This window comes from Lawsonibacter hominis, assembly GCF_014287895.1.
GTDB classification, from domain to species: domain Bacteria; phylum Bacillota; class Clostridia; order Oscillospirales; family Oscillospiraceae; genus Lawsonibacter_A; species Lawsonibacter_A hominis.
On the sequence record NZ_JACOPP010000002.1, the window covers coordinates 226,560 to 241,212 of the forward strand.

Sequence of the window (14,653 nt, forward strand, 5' to 3'; positions counted from 1 at the left end):
CAGTATACCACGGGCGCTTTCGCGCCGCAATGGGGAAAGATGCAAATATTACCGCCTGCGCCCCGTTCCGGTCCGGACCTGTGCGGCCTCCACCAGGATGGTGTCCGCCCCAAAGCGCCGCACGGACGTCCAGGGAAACACCGTATCCTCCTCCCGGCCCAAAAGTCCGAACAGGCGCAGCCGCCCCGGCACCACCAGAGCAAGGACCTGCCCGCTGTCCAGATCCACTTCCACGTCCCCCACATAGCCGTAGCGGCTGCCGTCCTGTACGTTGATGATCTCCTTATAGCGCAGCTCGGATATCCGGCATTCCATAACGCTCCCTCCCTATGGTTTCATTTTTATGCGGCCGGTGACGCATTCTATGCGGCTTACTATTTGGTAACTCACTTGTGCTTCCCGGATTTCGACGTTATAATCAAGCTTACCAACTTTTTCGGGAAGAGGGATACCGCACTATGGAGCAGATGCTGGAAAATCTGATTTATTGCTTGAACGCTACGATCCCCATTTTTTTACTGATGCTGTTTGGCCTGTTTTTTCGGAAAGCCGGCCTGTTTGACGACGCCTTCGCCGGTAAGCTCAACCGCTTTGTGTTCACGATCGGCCTTCCCGTCATGCTGTTCAAGGACCTGTCCACTCAGAATTTCTTTGCCTTCTGGGACGGTTCCTTTGTGCTCTTCTGCTTTTTTGCCACCCTGCTCTCCATCGTGATGGTGGCCGTGGCCAGCCTGGTCATCAAGCAGCGCCCGCTGCGGGGCGAATTCATCCAGGGCGGCTACCGCAGCAGCACCGCCCTTTTGGGCGTGGCCTTCCTGGAAAATCTATATGGAAGTTCAGAGGCGGCCACGCTGATGATCATCGGCGCGGTGCCCCTGTACAATGTGGCGGCCGTAGCCGCCCTCTCCCTGACGACCCGGGAGGCGGGGGAGAAATTGGACGGAACGGCCATCCTGGGCGCGCTGCGGAAGCTGGTCACCAACCCCATCATCATCGGCATCGTGATCGGCATGGCCTGGTCCCTGCTGCAGATCCCCCAGCCGGTCATTTTTCAAAAGACGGTCAGCAGCATATCCGCCACCGCCACGCCGCTGGGACTGATGGCGCTGGGCGCCTCCTTTGATCTGAAAAAGGCCCTGGGGCGCTGGAAGCCCGCCGTATCTGCCTCTGTGTTCAAGCTGGTGATCTTCGCCGCCGCCTTTCTTCCCGTGGGCGTGGCCATGGGTTTTCGGGGTGAGAAGCTGGTGGCCGCCGTCGCCATGCTGGCCAGCCCCACCACGGTGAGCGGCTTCGTCATGGCCCGCAACCTGGGGCACGACGGAACCCTCAGTTCCAGCATCATCATGCTCACCACCCTCTTCAGCGCCTTTACCCTTACCGCCTGGCTGTATCTTTTAAAAACCATGGCGCTGATCTGAGCGCCCCCGCCTTCGAAGACGTCTCAACGGGCTGCGTACGGAGGCGTGAGGCGAGCCGCCTTTTTTCAAACGAGCAAAAGCGCGCGCCGGCCGGCGCGCGCTTTTGCTTGTTCGGTTACGAATTTTTGGGACCGGAGCGGTCAAAGGTGACGCCGGCCACATGGACGTTGACGCATTCCACCGTCAGGCCGCTGGTGTTCTCGATGGCGTTATATACGCAATTCTGAACCTCTTTGGCCACATCGATGATGGTATAACCATACTTGATGAGAATGGAGACATCCACCCGGACGCTCTCTTCCTGGACGGTAATATGGATCCCTTTCGCCAGGTTCTTTTTTCCCAGCAGCTCAGCCAGGTCGGTCCCCAGATTGGCGGACAAACTGCCCACTCCCTCCACCTCCAGGGTGGCGGCGGCGGCGATCACGGCCAGGACCTCTTCGGATATATGGATATTTCCCAACTCGTCCGGGCGGGAAATGTACTCCTTCGCATCAGCCATCGGCTTCACGCTCCTTCTCAGCTTACTCTGCTTTCACAGTTGTAATCATTGTATCACAAAACCGAAAAATTACAACTAGATTTTCCGCTGAACGGAGCACGGCGGGCTCAGGAGGCCTCGATGATCTTGACCTGGCTGGCGGCGCAGCCGGTCTCGTCGGTGACGATCTCGGTGATCTTGGCTACGTCCGCGTCGGTCAGCCCGCTTTCCGTGGCGGAGACCACCACGCTGACGCTCTCGTCGCTGATAAAGGCCACGCAGTCGCTGTATCCTTTGGCGGTAACCAGGTTCTCGATCTGCGCTTCGGACACGGTAGCGCTGGCCAGGGTCTGGATGGCCTGACTGTTGTCCGCGCGCATGGTCTCATCCAGGTCCTCATTGGCCAGAGCATCCTGAAGGATGGCCAGAGCACTGTCCCGGGCCTGCTGCCGGTTGAGCCGGGCGGAGGCAAAATAATCGCTGCCGCTGGCCTGCGCCGCCCCGGTGGGAGAAGGACTCCCGGAGGCGCCCGGCTGGGCCGTCTGTGTGCCGCCCAAAAGCGGGTCGGCGGTCTGACCGCTTACCAGGGCCGCCTCGCCCAAGGTCTTGCCTGTCTCCGCCGCGTCGCCGCCCTCCTTCTGATAGGACCAGTTCAGGTACACCGCCACACATACGAAGAGCACGATCGCGGCTACCACCGCATTGCGTTTCCAAACTTTCATCGTCGTTTCCTCACTTTCCCTTACAGACTGATATTTTATCCGCGCCCAACCCCGTCAGGGCGGAGACCGCCTCGACGATTTTCAGCCGTACCGCATCCGCGTCCCCGCCCGAGCATACCACAAGGGCGCCCTGATATTGGGGCGAAAGCTGTTGGAGCGCCACCGGCTCCTCCGAACCGGAGCCCCGGGACACCACCACTGTGGTCAGCTGCGTATCGGTTGTCTCGCCCCGCTCCGTGGTCTTGCCGTCCTGCGCCAGGATCTGGCGGCCGCTGCTTTTCACGGTAAGTACCACCGTCACCTCCCCCGCTCCGTCCATGCGCGAAAGGGCCGCCTCCAGCCTGCGCTCCAGCGCGTCCACGCTCTGGAGCAGGCTGGTCTGCTCCGCCGTCTGCTCCGCCGCCGTCTCCTTTTCCCCGACCGAGGGCAGCAGAAGAAGCGCCGCCCCCGCCAGGATGACCAGGAGCACGAACTTATACCGGCCGAACACGCCGCGCAGCCGTTTGCTCCATGCACCCAAGGCTTCCGTTTTCATGCCCCGTCCCCGCTTTCGTAAAACTGCCGCTGGACCGGGATGGCGAAGTCCGCCTCGATTTGCCGCTCCAGCGCCTCCCGCTGCGCTCCGGTGAGCGTTCCCTGGACGGTCACCGTCTCCGGAACGGGCCACTCGCCTTCCCCGGCGGCCTGCACCGTCACCTGGCAGGCGATGCCCTGTTGTGCCGCCTTGTCCAGAATATATGCGGCGGATTGCTCCTCTATGATGCTTTTCATCAGTTCCCCATTCTCCTCCTCCAGCTGAGCGCTGTAGGCGCCCAGCTCCAGCTTATATTCCGTCAGGGACCGGGTCAGCGCAGCGGGGTCCAGCTCCACCACCGGCTGCAGTATGCTCACCAGCAGCACCAGGCCGCCGGTCAGCTTGCCGATCTTCCGGATGGTCCCCGGCGGCGTGAGCCCTTCGGCCAGGGCCACCACCATGGCCGCGCAGGTAATGCCTACCAGCCATTGCCGTATCAGTTCCAGCATAGTCTCACCCCGAAACCGCCGTAATGGCGGACACCATGGAAATAATCAGCAGCAGGGCGCAGGAGCCGGTCATGCCCAGCACCAGTCCGAAGGCCCCGCCGATGCTGTCGATGAGCCCGGCCACCCTTCCTCCGGAGACGGTGGCGCTCAGCGCCGAGGTCAGCTTGTAGGCCAGGTAGTGGATGCCCAGCTGCAAAAACGGGGCGATACACATACACAGGACCACCAGCATTCCGAACACGCCCACCGCGTTTTTCAGGATGCCGGCCCCGGCCAATACCGTCTCCGCCGCATCGGAAAGAATTCCGCCCACCACCGGCACCAGGCCGGACATGGCGAATTTAGCGGCCTTTACGGTCACCGCATCGGCGCTTCCGGCGATGACGCCGCTGACCGTCAGGTAACCGGTGAAGACCAGCAGTACGGCGGTCAGGATGCTGGTCACCACCCACTTCAGGGCGCCTGCAATGCGCTTGAGGCCCTCGTTCCCCACTGCCGCATAGGCCACGCTAGCGGCGATGTAGGCGTACACCAGCGGCATCAGCAGCCGCGTGATGAGGGTCATGAGCACATCGGAGAAGAGCATGGTCGCCACTTGCCGGGCCACTGCCCCGCCGGGAGAGCCGCTGGCGGCGGCCGCCGCCGTGATGGTAGGCAGCAGCGCTTTGGAGAACAGCTCCATATGATCCAGGGCCTCCCGGCCCATGCCGATCAGGGAGTGGGCGTCCGCCACCGCCACTGCAGTGATGGCCAGCGCGCCCACCAGACTCACCACGTCTACCGTAGCGCCGTCCCCGATACCGCTGTACACCCCCTCCGCCAGCGCGCAGAGCAGCACGATCGTCAGCAGCAGGATGCCGCTGCGCAGCGCCTTGCGCACCACGCCGAAGATCTGACCGCTGCCGGTGTCCAATATGTACTGGATGCCCTCGTCCAGGCTGGCGTCCACCGGGCTGTCCGTGCCCGGAAGGTAATCTCCCGCCGCGTCCTCCAGGCCATCCAGGTCCAATGCCTCCGATTGGGCGGCGAGCACGTCGCCGGCCCGGGCCGGGCAAAGGCAGGCCAGCAAAAGCAGCGCCGCCGCTGTGGTCAAAATCCGTTTTTTCATTGGTATCTCCTGTTTTAGCGCCTGTGATTCACAGGCAGGATGATCCGGGAAATACGGCTTGCCGGGCTGCGGAGCGGGCGGCAGCGCCCGTGCGTGCGGATGGCTACAGCAGAGCGATCACCGTATCCAGCACCGCCCGCAGCAGCGGCAGCGCTACGAACAGCGCCATGGCCGCTCCCGCCGTCTCCAGGAATGCGGCGATCCCCCCCTCCCCCGCATCCCGGCAGACCTGGGCGCAGACCCGGGTCAGGATGGCGATGCCGACCGTCTTGATGAGAGGAGCCAGCACCGCCGGGGCTAACCCCGCCGCATCGGCCAGGTCGTCCATGAGCGTCCGTACGCCCTCCACCGCCCCCAGCGTCAGGATGAGAATGGCCGCTCCCGCTGCCAGGGAAAGAACCACGGCCACTTCCCCGGCGCTCTTTTTTACCACCACCGCGCAGATCGCCGCGGCCACGGCAACGGCGGCGGCCCGTCCGATCTCGTCCATCCCGCTACAGCCCGAACAGGTTCTTTACCAGCTCGAACAAATCGCTGATCTCCCGTACTACCATCATCAGCACCACCACCAGTCCCGCCAAGGTGGTCATGGTCGCCTGCTCGTCCCGCCCCGAGCGGGAGAGCACCTGATTGAGCACCGAGACCAGGATTCCGATGGCCGCGATCCTGAAAATCAAATCCACATCCATATTCCGTTACCCTTTCCTTTCCGGCGGCTGCGCCGGGTATCACACCAGTAAGATCGCCAGGAACGCCCCGGCCGCCAGGCCAAGGGTCTGATAGACCCTTCCCATGCGTTTGCGCTCCGACCGGGCCTCCGCCAGCGCCCGCTCCAGCGCCGCGCAGGTCTGAGCCAGAGCGGCCAGCTGGCCCTCTCCATCGTAGCTTCCCAGCACCTGGCCCAGGCCGTCCAGCAGGGCGAGCTCTTCCGCTTCCAGCAGCAGGGCGGGCTGACGCACCCCCGCCTTCCAGAGCTCGGCCAGGGACCGCTCCCCCAGACTGGAGAGTCCCTCCCGGCAACCGGCAAACAGCCCGTCGGCCGGAGGATCGGCCTGCCGGGAAAGCCGTTCCAGCAGTTCCGGCATTGGAGTCAGACGGAAGGAAAGCTCCCGCTCCATCAGCTCCAGCGCACCCAGGAGCGCCTGAAGCGCACGGGCCCGCTTTGTCAGCTGTCCCGCAGCGCAAAAGCCTGCAGCGGCGGTCCCCCCAGCCAGCAGCAGCACCCCCAGCAGCTTCAGCATCGTTCCAGCTCCTCTACCGAATAGCACCGCCGGCTCCCCTGCCGCCGGATGACCACCAGCCGGCGGAAGATCTGAGCCTCCAGCAGACGCCGGTACAGCACACGCCGGCGCAGATCCTCCAGCGAAGCCCCATGGGCGGTACACAGAAGGGACACGCCGCAGTTGGCCGCCATCTCCAGCGCCGCGATATCCTCCGGCGCGGTGATCTCGTCCGCCGCCAGCGCCTGGGGGTTCATGCCCCGCAGGAGCATCAGAAGGCCCGCGCTTTTCGGACAGCCGTCCATGACGTCGGTGCGCCGCCCCACCCGGAATTGTGGGACACCCTCGCATACGCCGGCCAGCTCGCCCCGTTCGTCGGCCACGCCCACCCGCCGGGCGGGGACCCCGTCTCCATCGGAGAGCGCCCGGATCAGGTCCCGCAGCAGCGTGGTCTTGCCCCAGCCGGGCGGCGAGAGGATCAGTGTGCTGAGCAGCTCCTCCCCCGCCCAAAGCCTGTCCAGGATCGGAGCGGCGATCCCGACCGCTTCCCGGGCGATCCGCAGAGCCAGCGAGGAGACCTGCCGCAGGTTCCACACCGCGCCGTCCTTTACCACACCGCTTCCGCAGATGCCCAGGCGGTGCCCGCCCCGGACGGTAAAAAAGCCGCTTCGCACCTGGGAGAGCGCCGTGTGGGCCGAGGCCTGGGTGGCGATCTCCAGCAGCAGGGCCAGTTCGGCCGTCCGAACGGGCCGTTCCCAGCCGGGCAGGGTGATCTCTCCCTCCGGCAGCACCAGGCTGACCGGCTGCCCCGCCCGCAGGCGGATTTCCTCCGTCCGCGCCTTCACGGCGTCGTCCAGCCGCTCCAGCGCACGGCGCTGTTCCGGCGGCAGCAGCGCCGCTGCCTGATGAAACCGCAGGATTTCCTTCTCATACATCACCATTCACGTCCTTCTTTCGTACTGGCACATCCTATGAACGCTCGTCCCACTTTATGACCGGCACGCAAAAAAACAAGCCGGTCCGCCTGGTGCGAGGCGGCCGGTATACCAAAAGCCGGAGGGCGCAGACTCCTTCGAGGAGTCTGCGCCCTCCGGCTTCAAGGCGCTTCCAGTTGGTTTAAAAGTCTCCGCCCGGGTCGAAGGGGGGCAGGTCCCGGCCCTGGGGGACGGCGTCTCCCTCGAACTCCAGTTCGTCGGGCACGCCCTCGGGCGCAGCGTCCACCATCCCCTGCTTGAACTGCATCTCCTGCCACTGCTCCTTGGTAATGAGCACCTGCCGGGGCTTGGAGCCCTCAAAGGGCCCCACGACGCCCTTCTCCTCCATCTGATCCACCAGACGGGCGGCCCTGGAATAACCGAGCTTGAGCCGCCGCTGGAGCATGGAGACCGAGGCCATACCGGTCTCTACCACCACCTCGATGGCGGCGGGGAGCAGTTCGTCGTAATCGTCCCCCACCTCTTCGGGTGCGGAGCCGCCCACGCCCTTGCTTCCCTTCTCCTTCTCGGCGGCGTGCTGTTCGATCTCATGGATGATCTCATCCGAATATTCCGCGCTGCCGCTGTTTTCCTTGATAAAGCCCACCACGGCGGCCACCTCCTCGTCGGAGATCAGGCAGCCCTGGACCCGCTGGGGCTTTCCGGTCCCCAGGGGAAAATAAAGCATGTCGCCCCGGCCCACCAGCTTTTCCGCGCCGGTGGTATCCAGGATGATGCGGGACTCCAAACTGGAGGCCACCGCGAAAGCGATGCGGCTGGGGATATTCGCCTTCATCAGCCCGGTAATCACGTCGGCGGAAGGCCGCTGGGTGGCAATGATCAGGTGCATCCCCGCGGCGCGGCCCATTTGGGCCACCCGACAGATGGATTCCTCCACCTCCTTGGCCGCCACCAGCATCAGATCGGCCAGCTCGTCGATGACCACCACGATCTGCGGCATCTTCTCCATGCCCTCGGTCTTGGCGGCATGCGCGTTGTAGCTGGCCAGATCCCGCACCCCGATCTCGGAGAAGGAACGGTAGCGCTTCATCATCTCCACCACGGCCCACTGAAGCGCCCCGGCGGCCTTTTTCGGGTCGGTGACCACCGGGATCAGCAGGTGCGGGATCCCGTTGTAGATGCCCAGCTCCACCATCTTGGGGTCCACCATGATCAGGCGCACCTCCTCCGGCGTGGCTTTATAGAGCAGGGAAATGATCAGGGAGTTGGTGCATACCGATTTACCCGAACCGGTGGTACCCGCGATCAGCAGATGGGGCAGTTTGGCAATGTTGCCTACGATGCAGTTGCCCCCGATATCCTTGCCCACGGCAAAGGCCACCTTGGAGGGGGTGTCCCGGAACGCCCGGGAATCGATGACCTCGTGGATGTGTACCGGAGAGACCAGCTTGTTGGGCACCTCGATGCCCACCATGGAGATCTTGTCCGGGATGGGGGCGATCCGCACGCCGGTGGCTCCCAGCGCCAGGGCGATATCGTCGGCCAGATTGGTCAGCTTGTTCAGCCGCACACCCTGATCCAGCTCCACCTCATACCGGGTCACCGAGGGTCCTCGGGTCACATTGGCAATGTTGGCGTCGATGCCGAAGGAGCGGATGGTATCCGACAGACGGACCTGGTTGGCCCGCAGCTCCCCGGCTACGTCGCTGGCGGAGAGACCGCTCCCCTCTTTCAGCAGGGAGACCGGCGGATATTGATAGACGGGGGGGCCGCTCTCCAGATTTTTTGCAATATCCTGGGCCACCTCCGCGGCGGCCTGGGCGGTCTCTCCCTTCTTTCCCTTGCCCACGGCGGGCTCCCGTTCGATCTCCGGCATGGGCGGCATGGGGACCGGTTCCGGTGCGGGGCCATGCTCCGGCACGGGTTCCGCCTGCGCCGGAGCCAACTCCGCCGCCGCAGGCGGCATGGGCGGGACCGGCGCCGCGGGCGCGGCAGGCCCGTCCGCCGGAACGGAGGCCTCCCCGGCCAGTACCTGATCCGGCGTCGGCACGGAAGGCCTGCGGTTGAAGAACCGCTCCTTCTTGGCCACCGGCTCCACTTCAGCGGGCTTCCCTGCCAGCGGACCGTCGTCCACTGGAATATCGATCTCCGCCCTGCGCCGGGACGTGGCGCCCGCGGCAGCGGATGCGGCCGTCTCTTTCACCCGGCGGCGGCGCTCCCTGGGGACGGGCTCAGGCAGTTCTTCCTCCTCATACTCGGCCCGGGGACGGGACCGCACAGCGTCCACCACGTCCGCCGGCGTCACATGGAAGGCAGCCATCACCATAAGGATGGCCGCCAGTACGAAAATGACTCCCGCGCCCGGCTTGCTGAACACCGCCGTCAGGGCCAGGGCAATGACGCCGCTGACCAGGCCGCCGCTCTGGAGGGCCTGTCCCTGCGTCCACAGGCTCTTGACCAGCGCCATGCTCCAGACGTATTCCCCCCTTGCCAGGATCAGGTGCAGCAAACAGCCCGTCAGCACCGGCGTCAGCAGTGCGCACCACACCCGCAGGCGCACCGGGCGTCCCCGGTGGAACGCCAGGATACCGCTGGCGATGAGAAGCATGGGGGACAGCAGCCAATAGCCGTAGCCAATCAGTCCCTTGACGGTACCGCAGAAAAAGTCCACGAAGATGGCCTCAATGGGAACGTACCCGAACGCGGCAAAAATGGCCAGCAGCAGGCACACCACGGCCCCGACCTCCCGCCGGACGGGCTTCGGGGGCGGCGGCGCTTTTTTCCGCGTGGTCGTACTGCGGGCGGCAGTGCTTGTCCGCTTCCCGCCCGTGGTCTTCTTTTGTGCTGTGGCCATTGCGCATCAGTCCTTTCGAGGATTTGGAGCCGAAAACGGCCCCGGCATACCGGCCGCCGGGGCCGCAGCTGAACTCAGTGGAGCACCGCCATCTTCACGATCCCGGCGATCAGGCTGCCAAGGCCCACGCCCCAGCAGTAATAGGCAAACTTTCCGAACTTGCCCTGGTCGGCCAGCAGCTTCACCAGCCGGATGGCGAAATAGCCCACGACCGCGGCCACCACAACGCCCACCAGGTAGACCGGCAGCAGGCTGTGATCAAAACCGGTTTCCAGCGCGCTCTTCAGGGAGAGGATGTTGGCCCCCAGCACGGCGGGCAGGGACATCAGAAAGGAAAAGCGCACGGCAAAATTCCGGTCAAAGCCCCGCAGCATGCCCACGGAGATGGTGGTACCGGAGCGGGAGAGCCCGGGAATGACGGCGATGGCCTGTCCGCAGCCCACGATGAGCGCGTCCGCCACCGTGGCATTTTTCGCACTCTTGCGGCCATGGGCCAGCCGGTCGGAGAAAAAGAGGATAAAGCCGGTGGCGATCAGGGCGCAGGAAACCAGGATCACATTGGAGAACAGGGACTCCAATGCGTCCTGAAAGAGGACCATCACGAACAGCGGCAGCGTGGCCACGATGATGAGCATCACCAAACGCCGGGCCGGAGGCGGCGTTGCGCCCGTCCCCTTCTTCCCGGCCAGGGAGGCGATCCCGAGAAAGAATTCCCGGATCATCTCCACGATGTCCCGCCAGTAGACCAAACACACGGAGACCAGCGTGCCGAAATGGAGCAGGACGGTGAAAAACAGGTGGCTTTCTTCCACGTTTTCCATGCCGAAAAAGGCCTGGAACAGGGCCAGGTGGCCAGAACTGGAGATGGGCAGGAATTCAGCCACCCCCTGGATGATCCCCATAAGGATCGACATCAAATAAGTCAAATCAGTTACCTCCATCATCAGGCATACGGACCGCTTTGGACATACAGTAGTATATTAACACAAGGCGCGGGATATTTCCATCCTTTTTCACCGTTCGGGAGACAGACAAGCGCACGGTGCGTCCGGTCAGGGACGCACCGTGCGCTGCAAAGCGCTCTATACGACGTGGCTGCGCAGAACCCCGATCCCCTGGATCGCGACCTCCACCGTGTCGCCCGGCTTCATCGCCCCGATGCCCGCGGGGGTGCCGGTGGTCACCACGTCGCCGGGCTCCAGCGTCATGGACGCGGTGATGAAGGCCAGCAGCTCCGGAATCCGGGTCATAAACTGGGATGTGTTCCCCGACTGGACCACCGTACCGTTGAGCCGTGTCTCCAGCTCCAGCGCCGAAGGGTCTACCTCATCGGTGACCAGCGGGCCCACGGGGGCGAAGCCGTCCATACTCTTGCCTCGGGTCCACTGTCCGTCGCTCTTTTGCACATCACGGGCGGTCACGTCGTTGAGACAGGTATAGCCCAGGATGTACCGGGCATACTCCTCCGCCTTCACGTCTTTCGCCTGTTTCCGGATCACAAAGGCCAACTCCCCTTCGTAGTCCAGCCGCCCCACAAAGGCAGGGGCGTGGACCTCCCCCTCCGGGCGGTTGAGCGTATTGGGGGCTTTGAGGAACAGGATGGGACGTTCCGGCACCCCGTCCCCCATCTCGACGGCATGATCATAATAGTTTTTCCCTACACAGACGATCTTGGTGGGCGCGCAGGGGGCCATCAGACGGCAGTCCGCCAGAGGCAGGCTTTTCCCGTCATAGCAGATCCCATCAAAGGGCGGCGCGGCCAGAGTGCGTACCAGATCGCCCTGGAGCACGCCCCACACGCTGCCGCCGTCCCGCTCCAACTTCACGTATTTCATAAATGCTCCCCCGCATGCGCCAGGATCAGTTCCAGCAGCTCCTGCTTTCCGTCTCCCTTTTCTGCTGAAAAGGGGATCACCTTTACCGTTTCGTCCAGGCCAAGCGTCTCCCGGATCCGGGCCAGGTTGGACGCGATCTCGCTCTTTTTCAGCTTATCCAGCTTGTTGGCCACGACCGCGAAGGGACGGCCGCTGCCCTGGAACCACTCCGCCATGGTCTGGTCGTCTGCGGTTGGCTTGTGCCGGGCGTCCACGATCATCATGCCCAGGGTCATCAGCGTATTGTCGGAAAACCACTCCTCCATCAGGCGTCCCCAGCGCTCACGCTCCCCCTTGGAGACCTTGGCATAGCCATAGCCGGGCAGATCCACCAGATAGAATTTCTCATCGATGAGGAAATAGTTGATGTGGGTGGTCTTCCCCGGCGCCGCGCCGACCCGCGCGAGATTCTTCCGATTCAAAAGCCGGTTGATGACCGACGACTTGCCCACATTGGAGCGGCCCGCGAAAGCCACCTGGGGCAGGCGGTCCCGAGGGAAATCGGACGCCTTGGCGGCAGAACGGACAAACTCCGCCTTTTGCAGATTGACGCTCATATTCGCTCCTTTACTGCTTGAAGCTGGGGAGATTCTGCCCCTGAGCGGCGCTTTCCACGGGCCGCGCCCGGAGCAGTCCTTCCTCCCGCCCGCCCAGGTCCAGCGCCTGGGCCAGCACCGCGTCCACCTGCTCCACGGGAATAAACTGCAGGGCGGCGCGGACGGTCGGATCGATCTCCTCCAGGTCCTTTTGGTTATCCATGGGTAAGAACACCGTCTTGATCCCATTGCGGTAGGCGGCCATGGTCTTCTCCTTCAAGCCGCCGATGGGAAGCACACGCCCCCGCAGCGTAACTTCCCCCGTCATCGCGATTTCACGCTTCACCGGAGCCCCGGTGAGAGCGGAAACCATGGCGGTAGTGATCGCGATGCCGGCGGAGGGGCCGTCCTTGGGGACCGCTCCCTCGGGGAAGTGGACGTGCAGGTCTTTGGTCTTATAGAAATCGGCTTCAATGCCCAGCGTGGCCGCCCGGCTGCGGATATAGGAGAGCGCCGCATGGGCGGACTCCTTCATTACATCGCCCAGGTTGCCGGTGAGCTCCACCTTGCCGGATCCGGGGACCACGTTGACCTCCACCTCCAGGATCTCGCCGCCCACGCTGGTCCAGGCCAGGCCGTTGACCACCCCCACCTGCTCCATACGGGGCAGGCGCTCCGGGTGGAACCGGCGCACGCCCAGGAATTCTTCCAAAGTGTCTCCTGTAACGCGAACCGACTTTACACCATTGGAGACCAGACGCATAGCGGCCTTGCGGCACAGGGCGGCCAGCTGCCGCTCCAGCACGCGCACACCGGACTCGCGGGTATAGCCCCGGATGATCTCCCGGATGGCGTCGTCGGTCACCTTCATCTGAGCGGGGCGAAGGCCGTGGCGCCTGCGCTCTTTGGGCAGCAGATGGTTCCTGGCGATCTGGAGCTTCTCCTCATCGGTATAGCTGGTCAGCTCGATGATCTCCATCCGGTCCAGCAGGGGCCGCGGAATGGTGTCGGTGGTGTTGGCCGTAGTCAGGAAAAGCACGTCGGACAAATCGAAGGGGACCTCCAGAAAATGATCCCGGAAGGTACTGTTCTGCTCGGCATCCAATACCTCCAGCAGGGCCGAGGAGGGATCGCCCCGCTGGTCGTTGCCCAGCTTGTCGATCTCATCCAGCAGCAGGAGCGGATTGGATGTGCCCGCCTGGCGCACTGCCTCAATGATACGTCCCGGCATGGCGCCCACATAGGTCTTCCGGTGGCCGCGGATCTCGGCCTCATCATGGACGCCGCCCAGGGAAATCCGCGCCATCTTCCGGTGCAGCGCCCGTGCCACGCTCATGGCGATGGAGGTCTTGCCCACGCCCGGAGGGCCTACCAGGCAGATGATCTGCCCTTTCAGTTCCGGCGCCAGCTGCTTGACCGCCAGAAATTCAAGGATACGCTCCTTTACCTTTTCCAGGCCGTAATGGTCGGCGTCCAGCACCTTGCGGGCTGCGGCCACATCGACGCGCTCCCTGGTCTTTTTGCCCCAGGGCAGCTCCAGGCACACGTCCAGGTAGTTGCGGATGACGGTGGCCTCGGCAGAGCCGAAAGGCTGTTTTTCCAGCCGCCCTACTTCTTTCAGCAGCTTTTCCGCCACCTCGCCGGGGAGCTTTGCATGGGCGATCTTCCGGCGATATTCCGTCAGCTCGCTGTCGCTGCCCGGATTCTCCTCCCCCAGCTCCTGCTGGATGACCTTCATCTGCTCCCGCAGGAAATAGTCCCGCTGGCTGCGGGTGAGCTGGTCCCGGACCTTTCCCTGCATATCCTGCTCCAGCTCCAGGATCTCCACCTCCCGGCGGAGCGTGCGGCAGAGCAGTTCCAGGCGCCGGACGGGACGCAGCTCCTCCAGCACCGCCTGCTTGTCGCCGGTGCGCATTGCCAGGTTCTGGGCAATATAATCGGCAATATAGCCCGGGTCTTCGCTGGCCAATACGGACAGGAGGATATCCGGCGTCATCTTGGGGGCCAGCTCGATATAGCGCTCAAACAGCTCATAGGTTTGGCGGATCAGCGCCTCAGTCCGGGCGGAGCGCTTCACCGGTTCCTCGGGCCGGATCTCCTCCACCTCCGCCATCAGATAGGGACTGGTTTGGGGCAGGCTGTGCATCCGCCCCCGGCTGACCCCCTCCACCATCACCCGCACGTTGTCCCCGGGCAGGCGGAGGATCTGGCGTACGTTACAGATGGTTCCAATGGTGTAAAGGTCGTTCAGCTGCGGGCTCTCCACAGAGAGGTCACGCTGAGCGACCAGGAAAACCGGCTGCCCGGTGGTCATGGCCTCATCCAGCGCTTTGATCGACGCCTCACGCCCCACGTCGAAGTGGAGCAGCATATTGGGGAATACGGTCAGGCCCCGCAAGGCAAGCGCAGGCATGGTGACCGGCAGATTCGATTCCATGAACATTCACTTCCTCTCGGAAAACAGGAATAGATGCCACAGTGG

General features: G+C 63.8%; 16 protein-coding genes. 1 reads left to right on the top strand and 15 read right to left on the bottom strand.

Going from position 1 to position 14,653, the window contains the following annotated elements; genetic code table 11:
* Positions 1-48: 48 nt before the first annotated feature.
* On the bottom strand, positions 49-315 hold the full coding sequence (locus tag H8S57_RS02890; RefSeq protein WP_186906563.1) for a YlmC/YmxH family sporulation protein: 267 nt from the start codon (positions 313-315) through the stop codon (positions 49-51).
* 143 nt (positions 316-458) lie between these two features.
* Between H8S57_RS02890 and H8S57_RS02895 the strand changes: the two genes are divergently transcribed.
* Positions 459-1,418: an AEC family transporter gene (locus tag H8S57_RS02895; RefSeq protein WP_369807587.1), complete on the top strand. Its 960-nt coding sequence runs from the start codon at positions 459-461 to the stop codon at positions 1,416-1,418.
* 115 nt (positions 1,419-1,533) lie between these two features.
* Here H8S57_RS02895 and H8S57_RS02900 read toward each other — a convergent pair whose 3' ends face one another.
* The 14 genes from H8S57_RS02900 to lon all read right to left on the bottom strand — a co-directional run bounded on the left by H8S57_RS02900 (position 1,534) and on the right by lon (position 14,614).
* Positions 1,534-1,920 (bottom strand): Asp23/Gls24 family envelope stress response protein, encoded by a 387-nt coding sequence (locus tag H8S57_RS02900; protein WP_186906564.1) that lies wholly within the window; start codon positions 1,918-1,920, stop codon positions 1,534-1,536.
* Positions 1,921-2,027: 107 nt separating this feature from the next.
* Positions 2,028-2,621 carry a SpoIIIAH-like family protein gene (locus H8S57_RS02905; protein WP_186906565.1) on the bottom strand — a complete coding sequence of 198 codons (594 nt, stop codon included), beginning with the start codon at positions 2,619-2,621 and terminating at the stop codon, positions 2,028-2,030.
* 10 nt (positions 2,622-2,631) lie between these two features.
* Positions 2,632-3,156, bottom strand: a complete 525-nt coding sequence (locus tag H8S57_RS02910) for a SpoIIIAG-related protein (protein ID WP_186906566.1) — start codon at positions 3,154-3,156, stop codon at positions 2,632-2,634.
* Positions 3,153-3,644 (bottom strand): stage III sporulation protein AF, encoded by a 492-nt coding sequence (locus tag H8S57_RS02915; RefSeq protein ID WP_186906567.1) that lies wholly within the window; start codon positions 3,642-3,644, stop codon positions 3,153-3,155. Before H8S57_RS02915 ends, H8S57_RS02910 begins: the two co-directional genes overlap by 4 nt.
* 4 nt (positions 3,645-3,648) lie before the next feature.
* Complete coding sequence (locus tag H8S57_RS02920) at positions 3,649-4,752, bottom strand: stage III sporulation protein AE (RefSeq protein ID WP_186906568.1); 1,104 nt, start codon at positions 4,750-4,752, stop codon at positions 3,649-3,651.
* Positions 4,753-4,855: 103 nt separating this feature from the next.
* On the bottom strand, positions 4,856-5,242 hold the full coding sequence (locus H8S57_RS02925; RefSeq protein ID WP_186906569.1) for a SpoIIIAC/SpoIIIAD family protein: 387 nt from the start codon (positions 5,240-5,242) through the stop codon (positions 4,856-4,858).
* Positions 5,243-5,246: 4 nt separating this feature from the next.
* On the bottom strand, positions 5,247-5,441 hold the full coding sequence (gene spoIIIAC, locus H8S57_RS02930) for a stage III sporulation protein AC (protein WP_186906570.1): 195 nt from the start codon (positions 5,439-5,441) through the stop codon (positions 5,247-5,249).
* 39 nt (positions 5,442-5,480) lie between these two features.
* The gene (spoIIIAB, locus tag H8S57_RS02935; RefSeq protein WP_186906571.1) at positions 5,481-5,993 is read right to left on the bottom strand and encodes a stage III sporulation protein AB; all 513 of its coding nucleotides are present in this window, start codon (positions 5,991-5,993) and stop codon (positions 5,481-5,483) included.
* Positions 5,987-6,907 carry an AAA ATPase domain-containing protein gene (locus tag H8S57_RS02940; protein WP_243204656.1) on the bottom strand — a complete coding sequence of 307 codons (921 nt, stop codon included), beginning with the start codon at positions 6,905-6,907 and terminating at the stop codon, positions 5,987-5,989. The genes spoIIIAB and H8S57_RS02940 overlap by 7 nt, the downstream gene beginning before the upstream one ends.
* Positions 6,908-7,088: 181 nt before the next feature.
* The gene (locus tag H8S57_RS02945; protein ID WP_186906572.1) at positions 7,089-9,761 is read right to left on the bottom strand and encodes an FtsK/SpoIIIE family DNA translocase; all 2,673 of its coding nucleotides are present in this window, start codon (positions 9,759-9,761) and stop codon (positions 7,089-7,091) included.
* Between the two features lie 74 nt (positions 9,762-9,835).
* Positions 9,836-10,687, bottom strand: a complete 852-nt coding sequence (locus tag H8S57_RS02950; protein ID WP_243204657.1) for an undecaprenyl-diphosphate phosphatase — start codon at positions 10,685-10,687, stop codon at positions 9,836-9,838.
* 156 nt (positions 10,688-10,843) lie between these two features.
* On the bottom strand, positions 10,844-11,596 hold the full coding sequence (locus H8S57_RS02955; protein WP_186906573.1) for a fumarylacetoacetate hydrolase family protein: 753 nt from the start codon (positions 11,594-11,596) through the stop codon (positions 10,844-10,846).
* Positions 11,593-12,192, bottom strand: coding sequence for a ribosome biogenesis GTP-binding protein YihA/YsxC (yihA, locus tag H8S57_RS02960; RefSeq protein WP_186906574.1), 600 nt, complete (start codon positions 12,190-12,192; stop codon positions 11,593-11,595). Before yihA ends, H8S57_RS02955 begins: the two co-directional genes overlap by 4 nt.
* A gap of 10 nt (positions 12,193-12,202) precedes the next feature.
* Positions 12,203-14,614 carry an endopeptidase La gene (gene lon / locus H8S57_RS02965; protein ID WP_369807588.1) on the bottom strand — a complete coding sequence of 804 codons (2,412 nt, stop codon included), beginning with the start codon at positions 14,612-14,614 and terminating at the stop codon, positions 12,203-12,205.
* Positions 14,615-14,653 lie beyond the last annotated feature (39 nt).

What these genes read in the sequence shown, in the direction of transcription:
- spoIIIAB (WP_186906571.1), bottom strand. Translation starts at nt 5,993, where the DNA reads ATGCTGAAGCTGCTGGGGGTGCTGCTGCTGGCTGGGGGGACCGCCGCT.
- H8S57_RS02945 (WP_186906572.1), bottom strand. Translation starts at nt 9,761, where the DNA reads ATGGCCACAGCACAAAAGAAGACCACGGGCGGGAAGCGGACAAGCACT.
- H8S57_RS02955 (WP_186906573.1), bottom strand. Translation starts at nt 11,596, where the DNA reads ATGAAATACGTGAAGTTGGAGCGGGACGGCGGCAGCGTGTGGGGCGTG.
- H8S57_RS02940 (WP_243204656.1), bottom strand. Translation starts at nt 6,907, where the DNA reads ATGTATGAGAAGGAAATCCTGCGGTTTCATCAGGCAGCGGCGCTGCTG.
- H8S57_RS02925 (WP_186906569.1), bottom strand. Translation starts at nt 5,242, where the DNA reads ATGGACGAGATCGGACGGGCCGCCGCCGTTGCCGTGGCCGCGGCGATC.
- H8S57_RS02890 (WP_186906563.1), bottom strand. Translation starts at nt 315, where the DNA reads ATGGAATGCCGGATATCCGAGCTGCGCTATAAGGAGATCATCAACGTA.
- yihA (WP_186906574.1), bottom strand. Translation starts at nt 12,192, where the DNA reads ATGAGCGTCAATCTGCAAAAGGCGGAGTTTGTCCGTTCTGCCGCCAAG.
- H8S57_RS02895 (WP_369807587.1), top strand. Translation starts at nt 459, where the DNA reads ATGGAGCAGATGCTGGAAAATCTGATTTATTGCTTGAACGCTACGATC.
- H8S57_RS02900 (WP_186906564.1), bottom strand. Translation starts at nt 1,920, where the DNA reads ATGGCTGATGCGAAGGAGTACATTTCCCGCCCGGACGAGTTGGGAAAT.
- H8S57_RS02920 (WP_186906568.1), bottom strand. Translation starts at nt 4,752, where the DNA reads ATGAAAAAACGGATTTTGACCACAGCGGCGGCGCTGCTTTTGCTGGCC.
- H8S57_RS02910 (WP_186906566.1), bottom strand. Translation starts at nt 3,156, where the DNA reads ATGAAAACGGAAGCCTTGGGTGCATGGAGCAAACGGCTGCGCGGCGTG.
- spoIIIAC (WP_186906570.1), bottom strand. Translation starts at nt 5,441, where the DNA reads ATGGATGTGGATTTGATTTTCAGGATCGCGGCCATCGGAATCCTGGTC.
- lon (WP_369807588.1), bottom strand. Translation starts at nt 14,614, where the DNA reads ATGTTCATGGAATCGAATCTGCCGGTCACCATGCCTGCGCTTGCCTTG.
- H8S57_RS02915 (WP_186906567.1), bottom strand. Translation starts at nt 3,644, where the DNA reads ATGCTGGAACTGATACGGCAATGGCTGGTAGGCATTACCTGCGCGGCC.
- H8S57_RS02905 (WP_186906565.1), bottom strand. Translation starts at nt 2,621, where the DNA reads ATGAAAGTTTGGAAACGCAATGCGGTGGTAGCCGCGATCGTGCTCTTC.